This window comes from Nocardia caishijiensis NBRC 108228 (assembly GCF_001612825.1).
GTDB lineage: Bacteria > Actinomycetota > Actinomycetes > Mycobacteriales > Mycobacteriaceae > Nocardia > Nocardia caishijiensis.
Window position 1 is genome coordinate 172,138 of sequence record NZ_BDBE01000039.1, and the last position, 25,777, is coordinate 197,914.

The window sequence follows — 25,777 nt, forward strand, 5'->3', positions numbered from 1 at the left end:
CCCGACTCCAACAGCGGGCAGGCCAGGATGGCGTTGTACTCGGAGGAGTTCGCGGCCGACCCGCAAGGCGCCTATCGCGACATGCGGCGCCGCTTCGGCTCGCTCGTCCCGGTCGACCTCGCGCCCGGTGTGCCCGCCACCCTGGTGATCGGCTATCGCACCGCGGTGCACATCCTCAACGACCCCGACCACTTCCCCGCCGACGCGCGCGTGTGGGAACGGACGGTACCCGAAGACTGCCCGGTGCTGCCGGTGATGCGTTACCGTCCCACCGCACTGCGCACCGCGGGCGCCGAGCACGCGCGCTACCGGCAGGCCACCGTCGCCAGCTTGGCCGGGGTGGACCTGTACCGGCTGCAACGCACCGTCGAGCAGATCACCATCCCGCTGATCAACGAGTTCTGCGCCGACGGCAGCGCGGAACTGCTGAGTCAGTACGGCTTCCCGGTCGCCTTCGCGGCCCTCAATTCGATGCTCGGCGCACCCGAGGACATCGGCGCCCGAGCCGCCGCGGGCATGGCGGCGATTCTCGAGGGCGGCGCGGACGCCGTGCAGGGCGGTCAGGTCCTCGAGGACGCGCTCTACGAACTGATCCGCCACAAGCAGCTCGATCCGGGTGACGACGTGGCCACCCGCCTCGTACAACACCCGGCCCGCCTCAACGACGAGGAGCTGATGAACCAGCTGCTCACCATGTACGCCACGGGTATCGAGCCGATGCTGAACCTGATCCTCAACACGGTGCGCCTGATGCTCACCGATCAGCGTTTCGCAGGCAGCATCCTCGGCGGCAGCCTGTCGACGCGGGACGCGCTCGACGAAGTGCTCTACACCGACCCGCCGATCGCCAACCACTGCACCACCTATCCGCGCCAACCGGTTCTCGTCGAGGACGTGTGGCTGCCCGCGCATCAGCCGGTCGTGGTGAGCATGGCGGCCTGTAACACCGATCCGGCCATCGGCACGGGTGAGTTCCTCGACAACCGCGCCCACCTGGCCTGGAGCACCGGCCCGCACGGTTGCCCGGCCAAGTCCCCCGCGTATCTGATCGTCCAGGAAGCCATCGATCAGTTGCTCGACGCCCTGCCCGAAATGCGGCTCGCGGTGCCGGAGTCGGAGCTGGTCTGGCGACCAGGCCCGTTCCATCGGGCCCTGACGTCGCTCCCTGTCACCTTCCCCGAGACCGCGCCGATGCCGGTCCCGAATTGACCAGTCGACGGAAGAAAAAATCTACAGTGGCAACTGTAGACATTGTGCTTCACCAGTTGTAAGGTCGCTGATGTACACGAGCTTCGACACAACCGGCAGTCACAGGAGGTGGTGGTCACTGAGCAGTCACTTACCAGTCCCGCGTCCCGGAGAGTGTCGGGGTGCGGAGTGAATGTGAAGTCAATCCCTCGTTTGTAGATCCCAGGCCCGGCGCCACACGCGCCGGGCCTGCCAGCGTTGACCGAGAGGTGCTGTGCAGCACGTGGACACCGACGACGGCATCACTGCCGCCGACCGACTCGAAGACGACGACTACCCCGCCTACAGTATGGGTCGCGCCGCCGAAATCCTCGGCGTCACCCAGTCGTTTCTGCGCGCCCTCGACGCCGCCGAACTGCTGACCCCGCAGCGCTCCACCGGCGGCCACCGCCGCTACTCCCGATATCAGCTGCGCATCGCCGCGCGGGTACGTGGACTCGTCGACGCGGGCAACACCCTCGAATCCTCGTGCCGCATCGTGATTCTGGAAGACCAGCTCGCCGAGGCCGAGCGCATCAACGCCGATCTGCGCGAGGCGCTGCACAATCGCCGCACCGACAGCTGACAGCGTGCGCGCCGACTCCGAGGTCCACTCGATCTGCGACCGGTATGTGGACGACTTCGCCGACGCCGACCCGGTCATGGCGACCCTGCTCGGCATCACCGGCCGCGACGATCAGCTCACCGACTACTCACCCGCCGGGTACGCGGCGCGAGCCGACCTCGCCCACCGCGCGGCGAGTGCCATCGCCTCGACGACACCCGACGACGACGAGCGGATCGCGCGAGCGGTGTTCGCCGAGCGCATCGGCATCGAGGTCGAACTACACGATGCCGGTCTGCGCCTGGGGGCGTTGAATGTCATCGCATCGCCGGTTCAGGACGTGCGGATGGTGTTCGACGTGATGGCGAGCGACACCGCCGAGGACTGGACGATGATCGGCGATCGGCTCGCCGCTGTGCCGAAATGCCTCGCGGGCCTGCGCGATTCCCTGCTCACCGCGCAGCAGCGCGGTCGGGGTGCCGCGATGCGGCAGGTACTCGAGACAGCCCGGCAGGCCGAGACATGGGCAGCCGGATTCTTCGCCACCTTCACCGCGGCCGCCGAGCACGTGCCGGGCGCACCCGATCTGGCCCGCGTGGCCTCGGCCGCCGATCGGGCATTCGGCGAGCTGGCGATGTTTCTGCGCACCGAGCTCGCGCCCCACGCTCCCCGCGCCGACGCGGTGGGCGAGGACACCTACCGGCTGTGGTCGCGGTATTTCACCGGAACCGCCGTCGACCCGCACGCGGCCTACGCCTGGGGTTGGACGGAATTGGACCGCATCCATCGCGAGCTGGCCGCCGTGGCGGGCCGTATCGCACCGGGGGCGTCCATCGCCTCGGCCGCCGCGGTCCTCGACGCCGACACCGACTACCACCTGCACGGGCGCACTGCCCTGCAAGCCTGGCTGCAGGAGACGTCCGATCGAGCTCTGGACGCGCTAGGCGGCGTGCACTTCGAGATTCCGGACGAACTGATGGCGCTGGAGTGCCGGATCGCACCGCCGGGCGGCGGGGTCGGCGCGTACTACGTCGGACCGAGCGAGGATTTCCGCCGACCCGGCCGGATGTGGTGGTCGGTGGAGCCGCGGCGGGAGCTGTTCCTCAGCTGGCGTGAGATCAGCACCGTCTACCACGAGGGTGTGCCGGGCCACCACCTCCAGGTGGCCACCGCGGTACGGGAGGCCCGGTCCCTCAACCGGTTTCAGCGACTCCTGTCGTTCGTGGACGGCCACGGCGAAGGCTGGGCGCTCTACGCCGAGCGCCTCATGCGGGAACTGGGCTTCCTCGACGAGGACGGGGCCCTGTTCGGCATGCTCGCCGAACAACTCTTTCGCGCCGCCCGCGTCGTGCTCGACATCGGCCTGCACCTCGAACTGCCGATTCCGTCCGGTACCGGTTTCCACGAGGGTGAACGCTGGACTCCGGACCTCGGCCGGGAGTTCCTGCTGACCAGAACCCTGAAGGACGCGACCACCGCCCGCGACGAGATCGCCCGCTATCTGGGCTGGCCCGGCCAAGCCGCCGCCTACAAACTCGGCGAACAAGCCTGGCTCGCGGCCCGCGAGGACGCCAGACTCCGCGCGGGCGCTTCGTTCGACCTGAAGCACTTCCACACCCGTGCCCTGCGGCTGGGTGGGATGGGGTTGGACACCCTCCGCACGCAATTGGTGCTGGACTGACCGGGCCCGCCGACCCCCGCCCGGGTGCTCCCGCGTTTCAGAACAGGCTGGTCTGAGCCGGTTCCGGGGTGACGTCGATGGTCGGGTCGAGTTCGATGCGGCGACCGACGAGGCGGGAGTCGTTGACCAACACCAGTTCGGCGGCACCCGCCCGGTCGCGGCAGGCGAGGGTGTGGCCGTGGGCGGCGACGGCGTCGAAGACGTACTCGCCTGCCGCCGAGGTGATTTCGACGGGGTCCGGGAATCGGCCGCTGGCCTGGATGGTCGTGTAGAAGTCGCGGCCGCCGGACCAGGCGATGTCGGTGCGGACGATCTCGTCGGGGAGGGCGCTGGCCGCATGCGCGGCGGCCTCGTCGACCGCGGCTTCCACGGCCGACCACGGTCGCAGCGGCCGGGTGAGGATCCGCGTCTTCGTGACGCCCGGCACCGACTGCCGAAGTCCGGCCCGCTCGGTCACCACCCGTTCGAGTTCGCGCACGTACAGTCCGTCGGGCGAATCGGTGATGAACCGGGCGGCGAGCGCACCCTGCTCGAACAGGCGGCGGTGCCGGCGCTGCGCGGAGGCGGTCCCGACCTTGGCCATTCCGTCCCCGAAGTACGCGATGTAGAGGTGGTGCGGGCGGGCCATGTAATCACGCACCTGTTCGGGCAGTGTGGTGAGCGGGCCCCGATGACTGTGCACGACCGACCACCCCTCCCGGATCCGGCACCGCTCGCACTGATGACCGGTGTCGACGCGCGCCTCGTGCGGACAGGGACGGCGGCCCGGCTCCGCGCCGAACGCGCGATAGCCGAGGCAGTAGCGGCCCTCGGCGACCCGGAACGCCAGGCGGGTACCGACGCCAGGCAGCCGGTCGACGGTGCCGTCGCCACCTTGCAACTCGTACCACCATCGACCCTGTTCGTCCCAGCGCGTGCCGCAGTACAGGGCGGTGGAGGTCATCCGGCGAATCTAGGCGATGGGGCTCACACGGCGTCGAGGAGGTCCTCGAGGTGGATCGGGACGTGGCGGACGCGGACCCCGGTGGCGTGGTGGATCGCATTGCCGACCGCCGCCGCCGAACCGACGATGCCGATCTCACCGATTCCCTTGCTGCCCATGGGATTCACATGCGGATCGTGTTCGTCGATCCAGCTGACGTCGATCTCGCCGATGTCGGCGTTCACCGGAATGTGGTACCCGGCGAAGTCGTGGTTGACGACCGCACCGAAGCGGGTGTCGAACACGCTCTCCTCGTGCAGGGCCATACCGATGCCCATGGTGATGCCGCCGATGAACTGGGAGCGGGCGGTCCTCGGGTTGATGATGCGGCCCGCACCGAACACGCTCACCACCCGGGGCACCCGGATCTCAGCGGTGTCGGTGTCGACGCGCACCTCGACGAAATGCGCGCCGAAGGCATGCGTCGAGAAGTTCTCCCGCGCCGGATCTTTCGACGTTTCCACGGTGGTCTCGGCTCCCTCGGCCGGATCGTCGCCGAAGCGGCGGCGGAAGTCCTCGGCCGCGGCGACCACCGCCGACCCCCACGACGCCATCCCGCTCGAACCACCCGCGACGGTCCCGGCGGGCAGGCGGGAATCGCCGATGCGCAGGTCGATGTGGTCAGTGTCGACGCCGAGCGCGTCGGCGGCGATCTGACCGAGCGTCGTCCAGGTGCCGGTGCCGATGTCCATCGCGTCGATGGCCACCTCGTAGCATCCATCGGCGAAACGCACCCGCGCGCTGTTGCCCGGATTCACGTCGGCCGGGTAGGTGGCCGCCGCGACACCCGAACCGACCAGCCACCGGCCGTCGCGGTGCGACCTCGGCGCCGGATCCCGGTCGGCCCACCCGAAACGCCGCGCCCCCGTGCGCAGGCATTCGACCAGCCCGCGACTGGAGAAGGGGCGACCCGATTCCGGGTCGACCTCGGGTTCGTTGTGGATGCGCAAGGCGATCGGGTCCATGCCGAGCGCCACCGCCAGCTCGTCCATCGCCGTTTCGGCCGCGTACATCCCCGGGCAGTGTCCCGGCGCCCGCATCCACGACGACACCGGCACGTCGAGCGCGGCGAACCGGTGGGTGGTGGCGCGGGAACCCGCCGCGTACATCACCCGCGACACGATGGCGGTCTGCTCGGCGAACTCCTTCACCGCCGAAACCTGTTGGATCACATCGTGACTCAGGGCGGTCAAGGTTCCGTCGCGGTGAGCGCCGAGCCGGACCCGCTGCACGCTCGGCGTGCGGTACCCGGCGAGGGAGAACAACTGCTGGCGGGTGAGTGCCAACTTCACCGGCCTGCCGTTGGTGAAGCGGGCCGCCATGGCCGCCAGCACGATATTGGCGTGCGGTTCGCCCTTCGACCCGAATCCACCACCGACATACGGTGCGATGACGTGCACCTGTTCGGGTTCCAGCCCGAACAGCGGCGCCAGCGTCGAGCGCACCACGTGTGGGCCCTGGGTCGAGTCGTAGAGGACCAGGCCGTCCTCGGTCCAGTGCGCGATGGTGGCGTGCGGTTCCATCGGATTGTTGTGCACCATCGCCGTGGAGTAGGTGCGATCGATGGTCACCGGGGCCAGCTCCAGCGCCTGCTCGACGTCACCGACGGTGGTGTCGGTGGCGAAGCCGCCGCTCACGTCCTCGGGTGCGTACAGGTCGTCGCGGTCGGGGTCGAAGACCACGTCGGCGGGGCTCTCGTCGTAGCTCACCAGCACCCGCGCCGCCGCCGCACGGGCCACCTCGGGGCCGGTGGCGACGACCACCCCGATCAGCTGACCACGGAAGGCGACCTCGTCGTTCTGCAGGATGAACAGTTCGTTGTCGTCGTCGGCGGCGAGCCGTGGTGCGTTGAGATGGGTGAGCACCGCGACGACGCCGTCCGTCTGCTCGGCCGGGCGGGTGTCGATCGCGCCGATCCGGCCCCGCGCGATGGTGGCCTGGATCGGGAAGGCATGCAAGGCATCCCGGGCCGGATGTTCCATCGCGTACGGTGCCCGGCCGCGCAGCTTGGCCGGTCCGTCGACGCGGGTGGGGGAACTACCGATCGCGTGCGTCATCGCGCTCCCTGTTCGGTCAGGTCGCGCAAGGTGGCGACGAGGACTTTGCGCGCCAGCGGGATCTTGAAGGCGTTGTGCTGTTGTGGGCGCGCGGCGGCGAGTTCGGCCTCGGCGGCGTCGGCGAAACTCGCCTCGGTGGCGGGACGACCGCGCAGCGCGGCTTCGGCGGCGTGGGCGCGCCAGGGTTTGTGCGCGACCCCGCCGAACGCGATGCGGCAGTCGCGCACCAGCCCGTCGGCGAGATCGAGGGCCGCGGCGACAGAGACCAGCGCGAACGCGTACGACGCGCGATCGCGCACCTTGCGGTAGGTGGAACGGGCCGCCAAGTCGAGGGCGGGCAGGTCGACGGCGGTGATGAGGTCGCCGTGGGCGAGGACGGTGTCGCGCTCGGGCTCGTTGCCCGGCAATCGGTGCAGGTCGATGAGGGGGATTTCGCGTTCACCGTCGGCACCGAGTACCCGGACCGTCGCGTCCAGCGCGGTCATCGCCACCGCCATGTCGGAGGGGTGGGTGGCGATGCACTGCTCCGACGCGCCGAGTACGGCCTGGTCGCGGTCGTATCCGCCGATCGCCGAGCAACCGCTGCCGGGCGTGCGCTTGTTGCACGGTGTGGTGACGTCCTGGAAGTACGGGCAGCGGGTGCGTTGCAGCAAATTGCCCGCGGTGGTCGCCAGATTGCGCAGCTGGGGTGAGGCACCGGCGAGCAGTGCCGCCGAGAGCATCGGGTAGCGGGCGCGAACGATCGGATGGGCCGCGAGGTCGGCATTGCGCACCGTCGCACCCACTCGTACCCCACCGTCCTGGCGTTCGACGATGTCGTCGAACGGCAACCGGCTCACGTCGACGAGCAGGCCGGGGGCGGCGATACCGAGTTTGAGATGGTCGACGAGATTGGTTCCGGCGCCGAGGAATACGGCGTCCGGCTCGGCGAGCATCGTCGCGACCGCCTGCTCGGCACCGGTCGCGCGTTCGTAGCCGAAGTCCCTCATCGGGCGGCCTCCGCGATCGCGGCGACGATGTGCGGATACGCACCGCACCGGCACAGGTTACCGCTCATGCGCTCCCGGATCTCACTGTCGGTGAGTTCGATCGACTCGGTGAGATCGGCGGTGACATGACTCGGTGCGCCCGCCTTCACCTCCTCGAGCATGCCGACAGCCGAACAGATCTGGCCCGGCGTGCAGTACCCGCACTGGAAGCCGTCGTGATCGAGGAAGGCCTGCTGCACCGGATGCAGGTCGTCCCCGTCGGCCAGCCCGTCGGCGGTGACGATGCCGGCGCCGTCGTGCGCCACGGCCAGCGCCAGGCACAACGTCGCGCGCCGCCCGTCGAGCAACACCGTGCACGACCCGCACTGCCCGTGATCACACCCCTTCTTCGGTGAAATCACCCCCAGCTGCTCCCGCAGGACGTCGAGCAACGTGGCGCGGGTGTCGACCCCCACCTCCCGCGTATGCCCGTCCACGGTCAAACTGATCTGCGCACGCATCGAACGGCCTCTCGTCGTGGGACACCGACCTCACCACCGACCACCGCGGCACGCCCTCACGGGCCCGCCACCAGCTGCTACCCGAACAGGTGTGCACCAGCACACCTCGCCACGGTAGCAAAGTGACGGCGCACAGCCGCACCCTCGCCGCTACGAGCGGGCACAACGTCCCGCCCACCTGGTACCGGTCCGCATCGCCCGGAAGTCGACGCGGACCGTTTCGTCCGGGCACAGCACCCGCCGCGGCAGCGGTCACATGCGCTGCGGAGCGGCGATTCCCAGCTGCCCGAGGCCCCTTTCGAGGGTCGCGGCGGTGAGGCCGCACAGGACGATCCGATTGGAGCGGACCGGCTCCGACGCGGTGCGCACCTGGCACGAGTCGTAGAACGTCGTGAAAACCCGGGCGAGCTCGTAGAGGTACCCGGCCAATCGATGCGGCTCGAGCGACTCGGCCACCTCGTCGAGCACGGTTCCGTAGGCGTCGAGGGTCAGCGCGAGTGCCCGCTCCGCGGGTTCCAGAGCGACACCGGGGTCCACCGTCGCGTGTGTCGTATCCGCGGCCTTGCGCAGGATCGAGCACACCCGTGCGTGCGCGTACTGCAGGTAGACGCCGGTGTTGCCGTTCAGCGCGGTCATCCGCACGGGATCGAAGGTGTAGTCCTTGACCCTCGACGTCGACAGGTCGGCGTATTTCACGGCACCGATGCCCGCCTGCTCGGCGACGGTGTCGAGCTCGTCCGGTGTCAGCTCCGAATTCTTCTCCGCGACCACGTCACGTACCCGGGCGACCGCCGCGTCCAGCAGATCGCGCAGGCGAACCGTGCCACCGGCACGGGTCTCGAGCGGCTTACCATCCGGACCGAGGATGGTCCCGTAGGCCACGTGGTCGACCTGGATCGCCTCGGTCAGCCAGCCGACTCGCCGTGCCGCTTCGAAAACCAGACGACGACCGCACCCGCGCTGTCGACGGCCACGCCTTTGTCGACCAGTTCGGTCACCGTCTCGGCCAGCTGGTCGTTGTAGAACGATTCGCGGAGGTAGTCGTCCGGCGTGAGCAGTACACCGAGCCGCTCGTAGATCACACCGAATGCTTTCTCCGACTCCGCGACGATCTCCCGCCATCGCGCGACGGTGGCCGCGTCGCCCGCCTGCAACGCGACCACCCGCCCGCGCGCCCGCTCGGCGAACTCGGGCTCGGCGTCGAACTGTGCCCGGGCAGCTTTGTACAAAGCGTCCAGCGCCGAGACCGCACTCGTGTGGTGGTCGAGTTCGGCCGTGTGCCACGGTGATTCGGGATGCTCGTCGATGTACTGGATGAGCATCCCGAACTGGGTTCCCCAGTCACCGAGGTGGTTGGCGCGAATCACCTCGGCTCCGAGGAAACCGAATACGCGGGCCAGGCTGGCGCCGATGATCGTGGTGCGCAGATGCCCCACGTGCATCTGCTTCGCCACGTTCGGGCCCGAGTAGTCGATGACCAGCCTGCGCCCTTCCTCGGTGGCCGCGACGCCGAGCCGATCGTCGGCCGCCGGGCGACCGCGGTCCACACCGCGTGATCCGAGAGCGTGATGTTCAGGAACCCCGGGCCCGAGACCCGCGCATCGGCGATGAGGTCGTCGCCGCACTCGATGGCGGCGGCGATGTCGGCACCGACCTGGGCCGGTGGCATCCCGATCCGCTTCGCCAGGGACAGTGCGCATCGGACTGACAGTCGGCGCGCTCGCAACGTCGTACCACCGGGTCCGCATCCGCCGTTTCCGGACGGACTCGGACGATCGCCTCCGACACAGCGGCAGCGACACGTCCGAGCAGCGGTACGACACCGGCAGAGCTCACCTACGGTTCCTTTCGAACGGAGACGGTGCGGCCATTCTCGCACGCACCACAAGGCATTTTCCCGATCAGGACGAGGGCAGAACTCGCCGAGCCGCCGGTGGAATCAGGCGACGAGTTCGGCCGTGCGGCGTTGAAGGTCGGCCAGGACCGCGCGCAGGGACTGTTCGGCACGGATGCGTTGCCAGCCCAGCATGGCGTGGGGGCTGAACCTCGCCTCCTCGAAGAGGGTGACGAGTTCGTGGGCGGAGGAGTCCTGGAGGACGCCGGTGGTGAACGCGCGGGCCAGCACCTCGTTGGGGGTGTCGGAGATCAGGGGGGCGGCGGCGCGGTCGGCGGACAGGCCGCGCTCCATCGCGACGTAGCAGGCGATGATCGCCTCCCGGGTGTCCTGACCGGGGGCGATCATGGCGGCCAGACCCATCTCGGCCGCCCTGGTGAGCGAATCCACCTCGGGCGCGGGGAGTTCGGTGTCGACGGGGAAGACGGGGTCGGGGACGCGGCGGGCAGAACCGAACGCGGCGGCCATCCCGACCACCGCGAGCGCCACGAGCAGCAGCGCGAGCGCGACGGCGACCACGAGGGTCAGGCCGGTCAGATCCGGTGTGCTGAACGGGGATTCGGGAGCAGTGGCATCGAGTGAGGTCGGGCGGTCGCGCACCGGGGCGTCCTCGGGCGGCGACTGCTCGGTTCGCGCGCCCGGCAGCAGGAACAGGGCGACGATCCCACCGGCGAACACCAGCGCCGACACACCGACAGCGACCGGGAGAAGCACCGAGAACCGCCCGAACCGCAACCGTGGCAGCCCGCCCTTGGCCTCGACCTGCGGCATCGCCAGTGGCAGCCGGTGCTGGCTGATCAGCACCCCCGCCGCCAGGATCACCACCGAGACGAGCAGCAGCACCGGCATCACCGCGACCGCCAGCGCGGAGGGGCGCTCCCCCGCCACCGCGCTCACCCCGGGGACCCGGCCGCGCAGGGCGATGACGGCCCCGATCATCAGGGCGACCACCAGCACCGATCGCAGGATCGACACCCAACTCGTTACACGCACACTCGGTCTTTCGCAGGCAGAATTCGGCCGGACAGCCGCCCCGAAAAGTAGGACCCACCCGCACCCGAGAAAACCGTTAACCGCAGTCATTGGAAGATTCACGACACTTCTCCCACGACCCCATGCTCACCCACAGGAACAGACCGCCGGGTCGGCGCTAGTCCGGGGGCAGGTCGCCGCGGAGGCGGGCGTGGAGGACAGCGTTGGCGTCCTCGAGGTCGAGGATGCGGCCGATGCCCGCGAGGTTCACACCCGCGGCGGCGAGGGCGACGATGCGGTGTAGGCGTGCCAGATCGTCGCCGCTGTAGCGGCGGGTGCCGCCATCGCTGCGGGCCGGGGTGAGCAGGCCGTGGCGCTCGTAGAGCCGCAGTGTCTGCACACCGACCCCGGCCAGTTCTGCTGTCACCGAGATTCCGTATACCGCCCGCGCCGGGTCGGGCAGCGGGGATCCCGCGTGCGGATCCAGCGACATCTCACTCCTCTCTTGCACTCTCATGGCTAGAGTGCTAAAACAAATCTATGCCACATGGCATAGGTTACCTGACCTACAAGAGAGAAATGGAGTGAGTTGGAGGTGGCGACCATGCTGATGCGCACCGATCCTTTCCGCGATCTGGACCGACTCACGCAGCAGGTGCTCGGCACTGCGGCCCGGCCGACGGTGATGCCGATGGATGCCTGGCGTGAGGGCGACGAGTTCGTCGTCGAATTCGACCTGCCGGGCATCGACCCGGGTTCACTCGATCTGGACATCGAACGCAACGTTGTCACCGTGCGAGCATCGCGACCGGACCTCGACTCGAGCCGCGAGATGATCGCCGCGGAGCGACCGCGCGGCGTGTTCAGTCGTCAACTCTTCCTCGGCGAGGGACTCGATACCGACCATGTCCGCGCCGAATACACCGACGGTGTCCTGCGTTTGACGATCCCGGTGGCCGAGAAGGCCAAACCACGCAAGATCGAGGTGGCCCACTCCAACGGGCACCAACGCCAGGCCATCGACGCCTGATCCGACCGGCGGGGGTTCACCCACCCGGCGCGAACCCCCGCCGGAACGACGCGACCACGGACGCGCCTAGCGATCCGACCAAACACCCGGGCCGAATTTTCGTGATGGAAGCCACAAGTTAGCTGGCACTATTGCCAGCGACACAGCGAGCGACAGAAGATGGTCTTCTGACCAATCCGATGTCGAGGAATCGCCGTGTCGCACTTCGCTACCCGCCTCAACGAGCTCTTCCGCAATCCCCCCGAGCAGGTCGCGGACCGGTGCACCAACCGGCAGGTCGCACGCTCGTTACAGGCGGCGGGGCATCGCATTTCGGCGCCGTACCTGTCCCAGCTCCGGTCGGGCGGGCGCAGCAATCCGTCCTGGAGAACCGTTGCCGCGCTGGCCGATTACTTCCAGGTGGAACCTGATTACTTCTTCGCTCGCGACCTGAACGGGTCGAACGTCGACGACAACACCCTGCTCGCCCGCCTGCAACTCGACCGGCCACGCCTGTTTCTCGTGCAGACGATCGGCCTGTCGCGCGACTCGATCGACCTGCTCGTCACCATGGCCGAGCATCTGCGCTCGAGCGAGGGATTGCTGGATATTCACTTCGACAGCTGAGCGAGCCTGAGCACCGCCGCGCCGAAGCGGAGCGTTCGCCGGGTCCCGGCGTGGCATGATCACCCCGACCGCATCGGCCGCGGCGGGGACGCCGCACACCTGGAACCCGGCATCGATATGAACCTCGACGACCACGCAGACGAGTGGGCTCGGCGGCTGGCCGCGCTCGGTCCGGTCGCGTGGGAGTCGCTCGTCGAACCGGTGCGCGGCATCCTCTCCACCCTCGGCGCGGCGCCGCACGACTCGACATTCGCGGCCGCCGAACGGGCCGCGGAAGCGCTGGTCGGTCTCGGGCTCACCGACCCCGCCGTCATCGGCGCCTCGGTTCCGGTACTGCGCGCCATCGCGGATTCGGACGACGTCGGGGACGCCCTGCTCGGCGGCTTCGGCACCGGTTTCGCGCGAGCCCTGTGCGCCGGGCCACCGCATGCCGAGGGGTATGAGATCGCCTTCCGCCACTCCTCGATCGGTATCTCCATCGGCGACGAACACGGCACCATCCTCGACGCGAACCCAGCCTTCGAACGGCTCATCGGCCGCGATCTGGCCGAGCTGCGCAGCACCACCGGTTTCACCATGTTCCCGGCCGACCGCCGAACCGAGGTGCGCGAGCGGGTGATGCGGGCCCTGGACGAGTCGGCGACCGGCAGCATCCAGATCGAAGGCCGGTTCCCCCGCCAGGACGGCTCGATGGTGTGGACCTCCTGGACCGTCACCCGGTGCGCCTCGACCGACGGCGAACGCGGATACCTACTCGGCTTCGGTGAGGACATCACCGAACGACGCACGGCCACCGAGCAATTGCAGTGGCAGGCCATGCACGATCCGCTCACCGCCCTGCCGAACCGGCGCTATCTGCTCGACCGGCTGCACACCGTGATCGATGAATCGACACCGGCGGCGCGAGCTGGGGTGTGCGCGCTCGACCTGGACAACTTCAAAGAGGTCAACGACTCGTTCGGCCACATCGTCGGCGACAAACTGCTCGCCGCCGTGTCGAACCGACTGGAGTCGGCGGCCACCGCGCACGGTTGCCTGCTGGCGCGGACCGGCGGTGACGAGTTCGTGGTGCTCGCCGAACCGCCCGCCGACCGCGACCTACTCGACCGGCTGGTCGCCGCGCTGCACGCGGCGCTCGGCGCGCCGGTCACCGTCGACACGGTGAGCATCGATGTCACCGTGAGTATCGGCGCGGTCCTCGTCGCGGTGGCGGGCCAGGAGCCCGACCACATCCTGACCCGCGCCGATCAAGCTCTCTACGCCGCGAAATACGCGGGCGGCTGAACCGGATCGCGATCACTCCGGCGTATCGGGCCTGCGGATCTCGTCGGACACGGAACCACCGGCCACATCGGCGGCGATGCCGAGCTCCTCTTCGTAACCGACCTTCGGTGCGACCTGGTTACCGTCCTGATCGAGTTCGACCGGGGCCGAACCGACCGCCTGGGGACCCGAGCCGGGGACCACATCGGGTTCCTCCTCGGCCAAGCGTTCGTCCAGACCACGCGGCTGGGCCTGTTCGGCCGGTGTCATCCCGTATTTCGTGACGCCGGTCCAGTGCTCGGGTGGGTCCATGCCCGCCTCGAGCGGGTCCTCGCGCAGGCGGTCCTCGTCGAGGTCCTCGCTGCTGTTGAGTGCGGCCGGATCGGTTTCGACCGAGTCGGGCGCGCCGGTGTCCTGCGGCGGGTCATAGGTGTCGTCTGCTTCGGTCATGCCGTGGCCCTACCCCTCCGACGGGGCCGCAAACGGCACTGGTGTGCCACACCGTAGCTGGCAGAGTGCCGTGAACACGCGGCGGCGGACCTCACGCACCGGGGACCACTGATTCCACGCCGGTCGACACGCTTTTGCTGGAAAATTGCGACACGCGAAACGGCCCCATCCCATCCGGCCGCAGGACCGAATACATGACGGGTCACCGCCCATCGGCGGGTGGCGATCCTCGCGCGTCACCGCCGACTCGCCCCCACTCCCGCTGCCCCCGTTGATATTTCGAGCCCGAACGCGAGGAATTCTCGATGATCACCGACGCACAACCCGACCGGATCACTCCCCCGGTACCCACCCCCGCCCAGACGCCGCTCGGCGCCGACCTCACCCCGCTCGCGCTGCCCGCACTCGGCACCTCGGTGGTGATGCTCGCCCTCGGAGCACTCGCCGTGTTCCCTCTCGGACACTGGATGCACGACTACGGCATCGTGCTCGTCCTCACCGCCTACATGCTCTACATCGCCTGCTTCACCGCCCTCGCCGCGTGGGGATTCACCCAGCTCAACCACCATCGGCTCGACGAGGACGAGCCGGGCCTGTGACGCCCGCGCGCGGGTTGTCGAGGGCGTAACAGGCACAATGGTCGGGTGAAACCCTGGCAACCCACCGACTCGGCCTCCTCCAACGGACAACTGGTGGATGTCGACGACCTGCGCCGGCTGCGCGACCAGTTCGTCGACTTCATGCTCGGGTACAAGTTCGCGATCGACGAGGTCACCACCAAGATCAACATCCTGCGTGAGGACTTCAACAACACCCACGCCTACAACCCCATCGAGCACGTCGGCTCACGGCTGAAGTCGCCGGAGAGCGTGCTCGAGAAGGTGCGGCGCAAGAACTACGCGATGAACCTGGCCGCCATCCGCGAGAACGTGCTCGACATCGCCGGGGTCCGGGTGGTGTGCAGCTTCATCTCCGACATCACCACCATCAAGGACCTGCTGGTCAGCCAAGCCGACATCACGGTGCTCGAGGAGCGCGACTACATCACCCACCGCAAGCCCAACGGTTACCAGAGCCTGCACCTGATCGTGTCGATCCCGGTGTTCCGCGCCGGGCACACCCAGCGGGTTCCGGTGGAGATCCAGATCCGCACCATCGCCATGGACTTCTGGGCCAGCCTCGAGCACAAGATCTATTACAAGTACCGAGGTGAGGTGCCGCCGAATCTGCGCAGCGATCTCGCCCAGGCCGCCGAGGCGGCCACCCAGCTCGACGAGAAGATGGAAGCCCTGCACCGCCAGGTCGATCGGGCGGCCGAGCCCAAAGCCCCGGCCGGGGACGCCCTCGACCTCAGCGTGCTCTACCACAGCCTGACCAGTCGGCCATTTCCCGGAGATCTCCGCGCCTAGTCCGTGAGTCGCGCTAGGGTCGGCCGCAGGAGGAGTCGATCATGAGCGCATCGAAGGACCGCACGCCCAGTCAGTGGGAGGAGATCGTCGCCGCCGACCCGTCGCATTCGGCGAGGTACGTGCAGCGTTTCCGCACCCTCGCCGCCGAGGGCACCGACATCGTCGGTGAGGCGCGTCTGGTCGACGCCATGCTCGGCCGCGGCGCCCGCGTGTTGGACGCGGGCTGCGGGCCCGGCCGGATCGGCGGCCATCTGCACGACGCCGGACACACCGTGGTCGGTGTCGACGTGGACCCGGTGCTCATCGACGCCGCGCGCGCCGATCATCCCGGCCCCACCTGGCTCGTCGGCGACCTCGCCGAATTGGCTCTGCCCACCCGCGATTTCGACGCCATCGTGTGCGCGGGCAATGTGCTCACCTTCCTCGCCCCGTCCACCCGGGTTCCCGTGCTCGAGGGGTTCGCCCGCCACCTCGGGCCCACCGGTCGCCTGGTCACCGGTTTCGGCGCCGAACGCGGCTACACGTTCACCGACTTCCTCGACGACACGGAGAAGGCCGGTCTCACCACCGATCTGCTCCTGTCCACCTGGGATCTGCGACCCTTCCGCGAGGACTCCGACTTCCTGGTCGCGGTGTTCTCCCCGATCTGACCCCGGAAACCAATACTTGACTGATTCAAGAAAACGGGGAAGACTACGTGGCGTGCCAACGGACCTGGAATTCCAGCAGATGCTGCGGGGAGTTTCACTGCGCGTCACGGCCCCGCGTGTCGCGGTGCTCGGCGCCGTCCACGATCACCCCCACGCCGATACCGATTCGGTGATCCGGGCGGTGCGCTCGCAGCTGCCCGGGGTATCCCACCAAGCGGTCTACGACTCGCTGCGCACCCTCACCGGGGCCGGACTGCTGCGCTGCATCCAGCCACGCGGTCTGGTCGCCCGCTACGAATCGCGCGTCGGCGACAACCATCATCACCTCATCTGCCGGGACTGCGGTGCGATCTTCGACGTCGACTGCCAGGTCGGCGAGGCACCCTGTCTCACCGCGGCCGACGACCACGGCTTCGCCATCGATGAAGCCGAGGTCATCTACTGGGGCCTGTGCCCCGACTGCGCGCACGCACCGTCCACCCCCAACGAGTAGCCCGCTCCACCCGTCCAGGAAGGAATATCGTGACCTCCGATAGCCGCCCACCCACTCCTGACACCGAGACCACCAGCGCCAGCGAGAGCGAGAACCCCGCGATCCCGTCGCCGGAGCCCAAGGCGCATCGCCCGCTGTCGAACCAGGACTGGTGGCCCGAGCAGATCGACGTCTCGGTCCTGCACGCGCACTCGTCCAAGTCCAATCCGCTGGGCGAGACCTTCGACTACGCAACGGAATTCGCCAAGCTCGACGTCGAAGCGCTCAAGGCCGACATCGCCGCGGTCCTCACCGATTCCCAGGACTGGTGGCCCGCCGACTACGGCAACTACGGCGGCCTGTTCATCCGCATGAGCTGGCATTCGGCGGGTACCTACCGGATCGCCGACGGGCGTGGCGGCGGCGGGCAGGGCGCGCAGCGATTCGCCCCCCTCAACAGCTGGCCCGACAACGCCAATCTCGACAAGGCGCGCCGGTTGCTGTGGCCGGTGAAGCAGAAGTACGGCAACAAGATCTCCTGGGCCGACCTGCTGGTCTTCACCGGCAACGTCGCGCTGGAGTCGATGGGCTTCCAGACCTTCGGCTTCGGCTTCGGTCGCCCCGATGTCTGGGAGCCCGAGGAAGTCTTCTGGGGTCCGGAGGACACCTGGCTCGGCGACGAACGCTACGGCGAGGAACGTCAGCTCTCCGGTCCGCTCGGCGCCGTGCAGATGGGCCTGATCTATGTGAATCCGGAGGGCCCCAACGGCAGGCCCGACCCGGTGGCCGCCGCCCGCGACATCCGCGAGACTTTCGGCCGCATGGCGATGAACGACGAGGAGACCGCCGCCCTGATCGTCGGCGGCCACAGCTTCGGCAAGACCCACGGCGCCGGTGACGCGAGCCTGGTCGGCCCCGAACCCGAAGCCGCCCCGCTCGAGCAGCAGGGCCTGGGCTGGAAGAGCTCCTTCGGCACCGGCAAGGGCAAGGACGCCATCACCAGCGGGCTCGAGGTCGTGTGGACCGCGACCCCGACGCAGTGGAGCAACGGCTTCCTGAAGAACCTGTACGGCTTCGAGTGGGAACTCACCAAGAGCCCCGCCGGTGCGTGGCAGTGGAAGCCGAAGGACGGTGCGGGCGAGGGACTCATCCCCGACCCGTTCGGCGGTCCGGCCCGCACGCCGACGATGCTCACCACCGACCTGGCCCTGCGCGAGGATCCGATCTACGGCGAGATCACCCGCCGCTGGCTCGACCACCCCGAGGAGCTGGCCGAGGCCTTCGCCAAGGCCTGGTACAAGCTGCTGCACCGTGACATGGGTCCGCTGAGCCGCTATCTCGGCCCGTGGGTGCCCGAGCCGCAGCTGTGGCAGGACCCGGTTCCGGCCGTCGACCACGAACTGGTCGACGACGCCGACGTCGCGTCCCTCAAGCGCACGGTGCTCGACTCCGGTCTCACCGTCGCCCAGCTGGTCAAGACGGCCTGGGCGTCGGCGGCCAGCTTCCGCAGCACCGACAAGCGCGGCGGCGCCAACGGTGCCCGCATCCGGCTGGAACCGCAGCGCGACTGGGAGGTCAACGAACCGGCCGAGCTGGCCAAGGTACTCGAGGTGCTCGAGCGCATCCAGCAGGACTTCAACGCCTCGGCCACCGGTGGCAAGAAGATCTCGCTGGCCGACCTGATCGTCCTCGCGGGTTCCGCGGCGGTCGAGAAGGCCGCCCAGGACGCCGGTCATCCGGTGACGGTGCCGTTCCACCCCGGACGCACCGACGCCACCCAGGAGTCCACCGACGTCGAGTCGTTCGCCGTGCTCGAGCCGCGCGCCGACGGTTTCCGCAACTACGTGCGTCCCGGTGAGAAGGCGCCGCTCGAGCGCTTGCTGCTCGACCGCGCGTACATGCTCGACGTGACCGCGCCGCAGATGACGGTGCTGGTCGGCGGCCTGCGCGCGCTCGGCGCCAACCACGGCGGCAGTGCGCACGGCGTGTTCACCGATCGCCCGGGTGTGTTGTCGAACGACTTCTTCGTGCATCTGCTCGACCAGAACACCGAGTGGAAGCCCGCGGAGTCGGCGGAGAACGTCTACGAGGGCTTCGATCGCAAGACCGGCTCGAAGCGCTGGACGGCCACGGCCAACGACCTGGTGTTCGGCTCGCACTCGGTGCTGCGCGCGGTGTCGGAGGTGTACGCCCAGAGCGACGCGGGTGAGAAGTTCGTGCGCGACTTCGTCGACGCCTGGGTCAAGGTGGTCGACAACGACCGGTTCGATCTGCGCTGATCCTCGACGACGGCCCGGAACCCACTGCGGTTCCGGGCCGTTGCGCTGTTCAGGCCGGGTGGCCGGGCGTCAGCTCGGCGACGGCGCCCAGGTGCAGGATCGCCCGGTCGGTCGACGGCGCGGCGGCCGCGACAGGCGCGAGGACTACGCCGAGGTGGTCGCCGAGGTCGACCCGCTCGATGATCTCCCCCGCGAACCATCCGGCCGCACCGGCCAGGATGGGCAGCCCGTACGGACCGGCGTGCCAGTCACATCGGGCGAATTTGTCGGTGTCGTCCCCGGTGGTCGTGGCGAACAGCCGGGCCAGCTCGAAATGGTCGGCGGTGAGCAGGTGCACGGCGAGATGGGTTGCGGCGGCGACTGTTTCGTAGGTGTGGTTGCTCTCGGACAGGGCGACGAGAAACCGGCGCGGGTTGATGCTCGCCTGCGTGGCGAACCCGACCAGACAGCCCGCGCGCCGGTCCTCGGCGACGGTGGTGACGATCCAGACCGGCGCGTCCGCCGCCGCGATCACCGCGTCGAAGGCGTCCGTGGGCTCGCTGTCGGCCGACATGGGATCAGATCTTAGGCCGCGGGCCCGGGTGGTTCCAGCAACAGCGCTGTCGGAGTGGACGCTGTGCCGATCCGCTCTCGCGGTCGGTCACTCGTCCTCGTCGTCATCATCGATCAGATCCACATCCAGATCGACGGAGAAGTCCGGGATGGCCAGCGGATCCCCCGACGTGTTCATGATGAGATCTTCGGTGCCGAGGCCGAGCCGCTGCAACAGGACCGCGACGACAGTGGCGACGACCCGGGCATCCGTGCTCGCGGCAGGCCAGGTGCGGAGCGCGATCCCGTCCGCGGCGTCGTGGAAACCGAGGGCGAGCAGGTGCGCGCGGGTGGCCTCGGTGGTGGCGACGAGCACGCGAATCTCGGTGAGCGACAATTCGAGTCGGACGTGACGGTCCGGCGACTCCTCGGGGTCGTAGAAGTCCACCGCGAGAGGATCAGCGCCGGGGCCGAGGGCACGCATGGCGAGGTGGACGCTGCTCAGCAGGTCGGTGAGCACACCACGCAGGTGCGCGAGGGTGTAGACACTCCAGATCTCGCTGCCGCGACCGGCCGGGCCCGAGGACCAGGTGTAGTCGATCTCGTAGTCGTCGGCGCTGGTGTGCTCGAGGTCGTGTTCGTCGGTCGGGGCCCACTCGTCCTCGTCGATGAATTCCGGGTAGTGGTACTGGGTTTTCCAGTTCCACCACCGGCGATTGGCGTCGACCTCGGTCGACCGGATGCTCACCGCGAGGTCGCCGTCGGCCGCCAGTTCGAGGGTGTACAGCGTCGGCCCGTCGACCCAGCCGACGTCCAGGTCCGCCGAGAGACCGCTGTACCAGGAGGGTTCGCCCCACGCCGCGATCGCCCGATCGAGATAGGTGCGGAAATGTTCGGGCTCGATCCTCGCGACGGGAAGGAAGAACTGTCGGCACGACTCGGTGTCGTTGTAGGGATCGTCGTCGCCGAAGGTGTGGGCCCCATCGGGGACACCGGGGATATCGACCGAACCGTCGCTCGCGAAGGTCCCGCCCAGCGTGCGACAGGCCCGATCCATGTCGGCGCGAGTGCAGGCACGGAAATCGGCGGTGCGCAGCCGCGTGAGCAGGTCGGCGAAGCGGGTGTCGGGCAGGAGATCCATGCCGAGAACAGTAGGGTGAGGCACCGACAAGTCTCGATGGAAGCCGTTGCGGGGGTTGATGATCCACCCACGCTCGCACATCGCGGTACCCGCCGGGTCGGATCGGCGTGTCCGAGTTCGAATTGAAAATGATATTCAGTAGCATGGGCGTCATGACGATCATTCATGAGCGCCGCGGGGGGCGGACGGGGACCGGGACCTCGACCGGGGAACCGGCCGAGGCCGAGGCCGTGTTCCTCGATGCGACGCTGGCCCTGCTCGAACCGCTGGCGATCGCACCGGGCCAGGTCGTGGTGGATGTGGGGCCGGGAGCCGGATCGGCGACCGTCGAACTGGCACGTTCGGTCGGCGAAGCGGGACGCGTGTACGCGGTCGATCTCGATCCGGCGATGCTCGAACTCACCGTCGAGTCCGCGCGGGCGGCCGGGGTCGACGACCGGGTGCGCCCCGTGCTGCACGATCTGGAGGACGGCCCACCACCACTACCGGAACCGGTCGACGCGGTGTGGTCCTCCTGGTGCGTGCACCACGCGCACGACTGGGAGGCGGCGGTGCGGTCGCTGGCCCGGGTGTTGCGCCCCGGCGGCATCCTCGGTATCGCCGAAGGCGGCTTGCCGACACGGTGCCTGCCGTGGGACGTCGGCATCGGTCGGCCGGGGTTGGAGACACGACTCGACGAGGCGCACGACCAGCAGTTCACCCGCTGGTTCTTCGACCGCGTGGCGGCTGTACGTCCGCGCCGCGCGTGGACGACGATCCTGGCGGACGCCGGTCTGGTCGACATCACCGCCTCCACGGCGCTGCTCGACCTGCCCGCTCCCCTGCCCGTCGAGGTGCGCCGGGTCGTGCTGGACGAATTCGCGGCGCGGGTGCGCCGGGCCGGACCGTATCTCGACGACGCCGACACCGCGATCTGGCGTCGACTGCTCGACCCGCACGACGAGCACTGGCTCGGAGCGCGCGACGACCTGGCACTGCTCAGCGCACGCACCGCCTTCCGTGGTCGCACCCCACGCTGAGACGGCTCAGCTGCGCATTCCTTCGCAGCGACGCACCACCTCCAGCACCCGGTCGATCTCGTCGGGGGTGTTGTACACGTGCACGCTCACCCGCACGGCGTGGTCGTCGGAGTCGCGGCCCGCCTGGCAGTGCCCGTCGGCGCGCACCATGATGCCCTCGTCGGCGAGCACGAAGCCCAGGTCGTCGGAGCGCACCGCCCGATGGCGGAAGGTCACCAGTGCCTCCCGCCGCTGCACGGTCGATGCGGCGGTGAGGCTGTCCTGACAGCCGAGAACGCGCACCCCGGCCAGCCGGGCCAGCCCGTCGGTGAGGCGGGCGGTCAACGCGCCTGTCCAGGAACCGATCTCGGCCGTCCCGGCAGCGTCGAGCCAGTCGAATGCCGCGGCCATACTGACGATGCCCGCCGTGTTCGGTGTCCCCTCCCACCCGCGCAGCGCGAAACGCGGGCCGCGCCGGTTACGCGCCCACACCGCGCCGATGCCCGGCAGTGCCAGCATCTTGTGCCCGGAGAAGACCACGAAATCCACATCGAGATCGGCGACCGACACCGGCCGGTGCCCGACGCTCTGCGCGGCGTCAAGACAGATCGGCACGTCCGGTCCGACCGCCGCACGGACGCGGTGCACGTTCATGTCGACCCCGAAGACGTGATGCACATGGGTGACCGCGACGAACCGCGTGCGGTCGGTGACGACCGACGGCAGCGCCCGATGGTCGTAGTCACCGGAGGCCGGATCGACCGGCATCGCGATGACGCGCACACGGATACCGCCGCGCGCCAAGTCGTCTCGCATATCCAGCCACGGCCGCAGATTGGCTTCGTGGTCACCGAACGGCACGATGATCTCGTCGCCGTCGAGGAGCTGATCGGCCAGCCAGTCCTGCGCCACCGTACGCAAACCGTGGCTCGTGCCACCGACGAACTCCACCGAGGACCCGGTCGTGGTGTCGCCGAGGGCGTTTCGGACCCGTTCACGGGCGCGTTCGATGCGGCTGGTCGTCGCGGTCGCCCACGGATAGGAACCGCGCCCCACGTTCGCGTTGCCCGTGCTGAGGAACTCGGTCACCGCGTCGAGCACCGCGCCGGGCTTCTGTGTCGTGGCCGCGCTGTCGAGATAGGCCACATCGGGGTTGCGCGCGAGAATCGGGAACTGGGCGCGTAATCCGGCCTGCCAGTCGGCCAGCCGGTCGAGGACATCGTCGGGTGTGTTCATGGCTCAGTCCCTGACCAGCGGTGCGCCCGCGTCGCGCCAGGCCACCACACCACCGCGCAGACTGCGCGCGTCACGGTGCCCCATCCGGGTGAGCAGGGCCGCGTAGCGCGCGGACTTCTCCCCGACCGGGCAGACGAGCAGTACCGGCGTGCCCGCGCCGAACGGCAGTCCGCCGTGCACGAGTTCGTCGAACAGCTCGTCGACGATATTGATCGAGCCCGCGATGTGGACGGCGCCGTAGGCGAAGGAACCGCGCAGGTCGACGACCACCGGTCGGTCGCGGGCGATCCACTCTCGGGCCCGGTCCACGTCGATCGATGCCACCGCCGCGAGCTCGTTGTCGGTCACCGTGCTCACCGAATTCGGGCGCACCGGTTGCTCGAGCAGATCGGGCCTGCGCTTGCGCACATAGCTGAGATAACTCTCTACCCGATCGCACACGATGAACACGGCGGTGCGCCGGTCGGTGAGCTCGGCGTCGACGGTCCGCAGATGACGCAGCGCCCCGAAGTAGGCGGCGCCCGCCGTCGGACCGCCGAGGATCCCGCAGCGGCGGTTGAGGGTGAGCATGCCCTCGATCGCCTCCTGGGAGGTCACCGCGTCGATGGTGTCGTAGTTGTCCGGATCGAACAGCCCGACCTCGTTGATCTCATCGATATTGCGGATACCGGGGATGAAATCGGATTTGTCGGCGACCAACCCGATCACCGACACCGCCGGATTGTGTTCACGCAGCGCACCCGCCACGCCCGTCGAGGACCCGGCGGTGCCGATGCAGGCGATGAAGATGTCGGGGCCCGCGCCGTCGAGATCCTTGATGATCTCCGGCGCGGTCCCGGTGCGGTGGGCGTCGAGATTGCGGGTGTTGAAGTACTGATCGGTGTGCAGGTAGCCGCCGCCGTCCTCGGACAGCATCCGGTACATGCGGCTGAGCGGGTCTTCGGTGTCGGTGGGATCGAGACATTCGGTCTGGCCGGGCAATTCCTCGATGCGGGCGCCGAGCAACAGCAGCAGCTCTTTGATCTCGGGCACCTTCATGCGGTTGGTGACGCTCTTGAACGGCAGTCCGTGCATGGCCGCGATCACCGCCAGGGCCTTGGCGGTGTTGCCGCTGGACAGCTCGACCACCGCGTCACCCTGCTCGACGGCCCGGGACAGCCCCTCGCGCACCATGTTCCACGCCGGACGGTCCTTCACCGATCCGAACGGATTGAGCATCTCCATCTTGGCGTAGAGGTCGATATGGGCGAGCCCGTGCACGGCCGGATCGATGCGGACCAGCGGCGTGTCCCCGATGACGTCGAGAATGCTGTCGTACTTCATGCGCGGTTCCCTTCCACGGGCCAATACTGTTCATCCAGGCACCACGTCCACCCACCCTCGCCGGGGCGAACCGCGATCGTGCGGGCCACCGGCTGCATCAGCGCGGAATCGGCCGCGAAGTCCATGAAGTAGCCCGCGGTGTTCACGAACGCGAGCAGATCGCCCGGCACCGGAGTGCGCGCCAGGGTGACCTTGCGGCGGGTGATGAAGTCGTCCTCGAGACAGAGGTTGCCCGTGAGATAGACCCCGACCGGTTCACCGGGACGCTCGGGCAGCAACACCGGATCCATCAGCACCGCATGGTCTTCGGCGCTGATGTCACGGGAATTGGCGGCCACCCGGACCAGCAGGTCGCCCTCGTCGGTGGCGCGCACCTCCGAGACCCGGGCCAGGGTGAGGCCACACTGGTCGAGCAGCGACCGGCCGGGTTCGATGTGCAGGTCGTAGAGATTTTCCAGGAGCAGGGTGGCCAGCGATCTGCCCAGCGAGGGCGCCTCGCGGCTCAGCAGTTCGTCGAGGTAGCGCGCACCGGAGAGTTCGCGGTAGGCGGGATAGAGGCCGAGGGTGCCACGCAGCGTTCCGGCCTGTGCACGCAGGCCGTATCCGTGGTTGTGCCAGGTCATCGAAGGACGCGTGCCGAGCACCGCGTTGCCGAGTTCGGTGGTGTAGCGATGCCATTCGTCGCGATCGTGCAGGTAGCTGACGCCGAATCCGCCACCGATGTCGATCGCGCTCGGCGTGAAGCCCCTCGTCTGGGCCTCCCGCATGGCCAGCAGGCAGCCTTCGAGTGCGAGCGCCTTCTCGTCGAGGCCGGTGGTGTCGAGGTGGTAGGCCATGCCACGCAGGTCGAGGGTGTCGCGATGTCGGTCGAGAAGGTCGAGGGCCGAGGGCACTTCGCGGGCGTGCAGGCCGAAGCGGCTGCGTCGACTGGCGATGGTCACCCCGGGCGAGTCGAACGCGGACAGCCGCAGCATCACCCGCGTGCGCGGCAGGCCGGACTCCGCGATCAGCCGGGCGAGCTCGGCGAGTTCCTCGCGGGAGTCGGCGTTGACGACCGCGCCGACCCGGGCCGCGAGCCACAGGAATTCCCGGTCCTTGGGACCGGTCGCCATGATGCGGTCACCGGTGAAGCCGGACTCGAGCGCATGGCGGAGTTCACCGAGGGAGGCCACGTCGATGCCGCACTCCCCCGCCGCCAGCGCGCGGACGATCGCACTCGATCGATTGGCCTTGTGCGCGAAGAAGATGTCCCCACTCAGCCGGTGCTCGCGGTACACGGCGCGATAGCTCGCCGCGTTGTCCTCGAGTTGCTGCGGGACGACCACATTCAGCGGTGACCCGAGGGCGGTCACCAGCTCCGCGAGCCTGTCGGGAGCGTCGAGTACCGCGCGAAGCGACGCACCGATTCGCGGCGTCAAGATCAGGTCCGGTTCCACACTGCCCCCATCCGAGCCACGTTTGTTGACAACGATTTTCGCTAGGACATCATGTCCCCGGCCCCCTTCCCGCACAAGTTCGCGAG

Annotated in this window: 26 protein-coding genes and 1 pseudogene; 12 read left to right on the plus strand and 15 right to left on the minus strand. The window is 68.8% G+C overall.

What is annotated here, in order from left to right; all coding sequences use genetic code 11:
- The first annotated feature begins 27 nt into the window (after positions 1-27).
- The 3 genes from NC7_RS22150 to NC7_RS22160 all read left to right on the plus strand — a co-directional run bounded on the left by NC7_RS22150 (position 28) and on the right by NC7_RS22160 (position 3,473).
- Positions 28-1,209 (plus strand): cytochrome P450 family protein, encoded by a 1,182-nt coding sequence (locus NC7_RS22150; protein WP_236573615.1) that lies wholly within the window; start codon positions 28-30, stop codon positions 1,207-1,209.
- Between the two features lie 253 nt (positions 1,210-1,462).
- Positions 1,463-1,813 carry a MerR family transcriptional regulator gene (locus NC7_RS22155; protein WP_373861267.1) on the plus strand — a complete coding sequence of 117 codons (351 nt, stop codon included), beginning with the start codon at positions 1,463-1,465 and terminating at the stop codon, positions 1,811-1,813.
- A gap of 4 nt (positions 1,814-1,817) precedes the next feature.
- Complete coding sequence (locus tag NC7_RS22160) at positions 1,818-3,473, plus strand: DUF885 domain-containing protein (RefSeq protein ID WP_236573601.1); 1,656 nt, start codon at positions 1,818-1,820, stop codon at positions 3,471-3,473.
- Between the two features lie 37 nt (positions 3,474-3,510).
- Here the strand turns inward: NC7_RS22160 and NC7_RS22165 are convergent, their stop codons facing one another.
- The 9 genes and pseudogenes from NC7_RS22165 to NC7_RS22195 form a co-directional block, all read right to left on the minus strand.
- Complete coding sequence (locus NC7_RS22165; RefSeq protein ID WP_067986168.1) at positions 3,511-4,416, minus strand: DUF2797 domain-containing protein; 906 nt, start codon at positions 4,414-4,416, stop codon at positions 3,511-3,513.
- Positions 4,417-4,439: 23 nt separating this feature from the next.
- Complete coding sequence (locus NC7_RS22170) at positions 4,440-6,512, minus strand: xanthine dehydrogenase family protein molybdopterin-binding subunit (protein WP_067986169.1); 2,073 nt, start codon at positions 6,510-6,512, stop codon at positions 4,440-4,442.
- Positions 6,509-7,501 carry an FAD binding domain-containing protein gene (locus NC7_RS22175; RefSeq protein ID WP_067986170.1) on the minus strand — a complete coding sequence of 331 codons (993 nt, stop codon included), beginning with the start codon at positions 7,499-7,501 and terminating at the stop codon, positions 6,509-6,511. The genes NC7_RS22170 and NC7_RS22175 overlap by 4 nt, the downstream gene beginning before the upstream one ends.
- Complete coding sequence (locus NC7_RS22180; protein WP_067986171.1) at positions 7,498-8,001, minus strand: 2Fe-2S iron-sulfur cluster-binding protein; 504 nt, start codon at positions 7,999-8,001, stop codon at positions 7,498-7,500. Before NC7_RS22180 ends, NC7_RS22175 begins: the two co-directional genes overlap by 4 nt.
- Positions 8,002-8,253: 252 nt before the next feature.
- Positions 8,254-8,883 (minus strand): arginine--tRNA ligase domain-containing protein, encoded by a 630-nt coding sequence (argS, locus tag NC7_RS30265; RefSeq protein ID WP_236573600.1) that lies wholly within the window; start codon positions 8,881-8,883, stop codon positions 8,254-8,256.
- Positions 8,884-8,906: 23 nt separating this feature from the next.
- Positions 8,907-9,548, minus strand: a complete 642-nt coding sequence (gene argS, locus NC7_RS30270; protein WP_236573599.1) for an arginine--tRNA ligase domain-containing protein — start codon at positions 9,546-9,548, stop codon at positions 8,907-8,909.
- Between the two features lie 74 nt (positions 9,549-9,622).
- A pseudogene (locus tag NC7_RS30275) lies at positions 9,623-9,670 on the minus strand (hypothetical protein); the annotation flags it as partial.
- 270 nt (positions 9,671-9,940) lie between these two features.
- Positions 9,941-10,870 (minus strand): DUF4129 domain-containing protein, encoded by a 930-nt coding sequence (locus NC7_RS22190; RefSeq protein ID WP_236573598.1) that lies wholly within the window; start codon positions 10,868-10,870, stop codon positions 9,941-9,943.
- Between the two features lie 175 nt (positions 10,871-11,045).
- Positions 11,046-11,360 carry a MerR family transcriptional regulator gene (locus NC7_RS22195; RefSeq protein ID WP_067986173.1) on the minus strand — a complete coding sequence of 105 codons (315 nt, stop codon included), beginning with the start codon at positions 11,358-11,360 and terminating at the stop codon, positions 11,046-11,048.
- Positions 11,361-11,471: 111 nt separating this feature from the next.
- On the opposite strand from NC7_RS22195, the gene NC7_RS22200 reads away from it, so the two are divergent.
- The 3 genes from NC7_RS22200 (at position 11,472) to NC7_RS22210 (ending at position 13,787) form a co-directional block, all read left to right on the plus strand.
- The gene (locus NC7_RS22200) at positions 11,472-11,897 is read left to right on the plus strand and encodes an Hsp20/alpha crystallin family protein (protein WP_067986330.1); all 426 of its coding nucleotides are present in this window, start codon (positions 11,472-11,474) and stop codon (positions 11,895-11,897) included.
- 195 nt (positions 11,898-12,092) lie between these two features.
- Positions 12,093-12,503 (plus strand): helix-turn-helix domain-containing protein, encoded by a 411-nt coding sequence (locus NC7_RS22205; RefSeq protein WP_067986178.1) that lies wholly within the window; start codon positions 12,093-12,095, stop codon positions 12,501-12,503.
- A gap of 117 nt (positions 12,504-12,620) precedes the next feature.
- A complete protein-coding gene (locus tag NC7_RS22210; protein WP_067986180.1) occupies positions 12,621-13,787 on the plus strand; it encodes a sensor domain-containing diguanylate cyclase in 1,167 nt (388 codons plus the stop codon).
- 12 nt (positions 13,788-13,799) lie between these two features.
- Here the strand turns inward: NC7_RS22210 and NC7_RS22215 are convergent, their stop codons facing one another.
- Complete coding sequence (locus tag NC7_RS22215; protein ID WP_067986182.1) at positions 13,800-14,216, minus strand: hypothetical protein; 417 nt, start codon at positions 14,214-14,216, stop codon at positions 13,800-13,802.
- Between the two features lie 305 nt (positions 14,217-14,521).
- Between NC7_RS22215 and NC7_RS22220 the strand changes: the two genes are divergently transcribed.
- From NC7_RS22220 to katG, 5 genes are all read left to right on the plus strand, one after another.
- The gene (locus NC7_RS22220; RefSeq protein ID WP_067986184.1) at positions 14,522-14,815 is read left to right on the plus strand and encodes a hypothetical protein; all 294 of its coding nucleotides are present in this window, start codon (positions 14,522-14,524) and stop codon (positions 14,813-14,815) included.
- A gap of 141 nt (positions 14,816-14,956) precedes the next feature.
- Positions 14,957-15,625, plus strand: coding sequence for a GTP pyrophosphokinase (locus tag NC7_RS22225; RefSeq protein WP_084458703.1), 669 nt, complete (start codon positions 14,957-14,959; stop codon positions 15,623-15,625).
- Between the two features lie 41 nt (positions 15,626-15,666).
- Positions 15,667-16,275: a class I SAM-dependent methyltransferase gene (locus NC7_RS22230; RefSeq protein ID WP_067986189.1), complete on the plus strand. Its 609-nt coding sequence runs from the start codon at positions 15,667-15,669 to the stop codon at positions 16,273-16,275.
- 79 nt (positions 16,276-16,354) lie between these two features.
- A complete protein-coding gene (locus tag NC7_RS22235; RefSeq protein ID WP_174550260.1) occupies positions 16,355-16,768 on the plus strand; it encodes a Fur family transcriptional regulator in 414 nt (137 codons plus the stop codon).
- A gap of 29 nt (positions 16,769-16,797) precedes the next feature.
- The gene (gene katG, locus NC7_RS22240) at positions 16,798-19,026 is read left to right on the plus strand and encodes a catalase/peroxidase HPI (protein WP_067986194.1); all 2,229 of its coding nucleotides are present in this window, start codon (positions 16,798-16,800) and stop codon (positions 19,024-19,026) included.
- Between the two features lie 49 nt (positions 19,027-19,075).
- Here katG and NC7_RS22245 read toward each other — a convergent pair whose 3' ends face one another.
- Positions 19,076-19,579, minus strand: a complete 504-nt coding sequence (locus NC7_RS22245; protein WP_067986203.1) for a flavin reductase family protein — start codon at positions 19,577-19,579, stop codon at positions 19,076-19,078.
- 87 nt (positions 19,580-19,666) lie between these two features.
- Entirely contained in the window at positions 19,667-20,698 is a 1,032-nt protein-coding gene (locus NC7_RS22250; protein WP_067986206.1) for a hypothetical protein, read from the minus strand.
- A gap of 152 nt (positions 20,699-20,850) precedes the next feature.
- Between NC7_RS22250 and NC7_RS22255 the strand changes: the two genes are divergently transcribed.
- The gene (locus tag NC7_RS22255; protein WP_159372892.1) at positions 20,851-21,717 is read left to right on the plus strand and encodes a class I SAM-dependent methyltransferase; all 867 of its coding nucleotides are present in this window, start codon (positions 20,851-20,853) and stop codon (positions 21,715-21,717) included.
- A gap of 6 nt (positions 21,718-21,723) precedes the next feature.
- Here NC7_RS22255 and NC7_RS22260 read toward each other — a convergent pair whose 3' ends face one another.
- From NC7_RS22260 to NC7_RS22270, 3 genes are read right to left on the minus strand one after another with little or no spacing between them, the layout of a single operon-like run.
- Entirely contained in the window at positions 21,724-22,932 is a 1,209-nt protein-coding gene (locus NC7_RS22260) for an aminotransferase class V-fold PLP-dependent enzyme (RefSeq protein ID WP_067986210.1), read from the minus strand.
- A 3-nt stretch (positions 22,933-22,935) separates the two neighbouring features.
- Positions 22,936-24,255, minus strand: coding sequence for a pyridoxal-phosphate dependent enzyme (locus tag NC7_RS22265; RefSeq protein ID WP_067986212.1), 1,320 nt, complete (start codon positions 24,253-24,255; stop codon positions 22,936-22,938).
- Positions 24,252-25,691 carry a type III PLP-dependent enzyme domain-containing protein gene (locus tag NC7_RS22270; RefSeq protein WP_067986216.1) on the minus strand — a complete coding sequence of 480 codons (1,440 nt, stop codon included), beginning with the start codon at positions 25,689-25,691 and terminating at the stop codon, positions 24,252-24,254. The genes NC7_RS22265 and NC7_RS22270 overlap by 4 nt, the downstream gene beginning before the upstream one ends.
- Positions 25,692-25,777 lie beyond the last annotated feature (86 nt).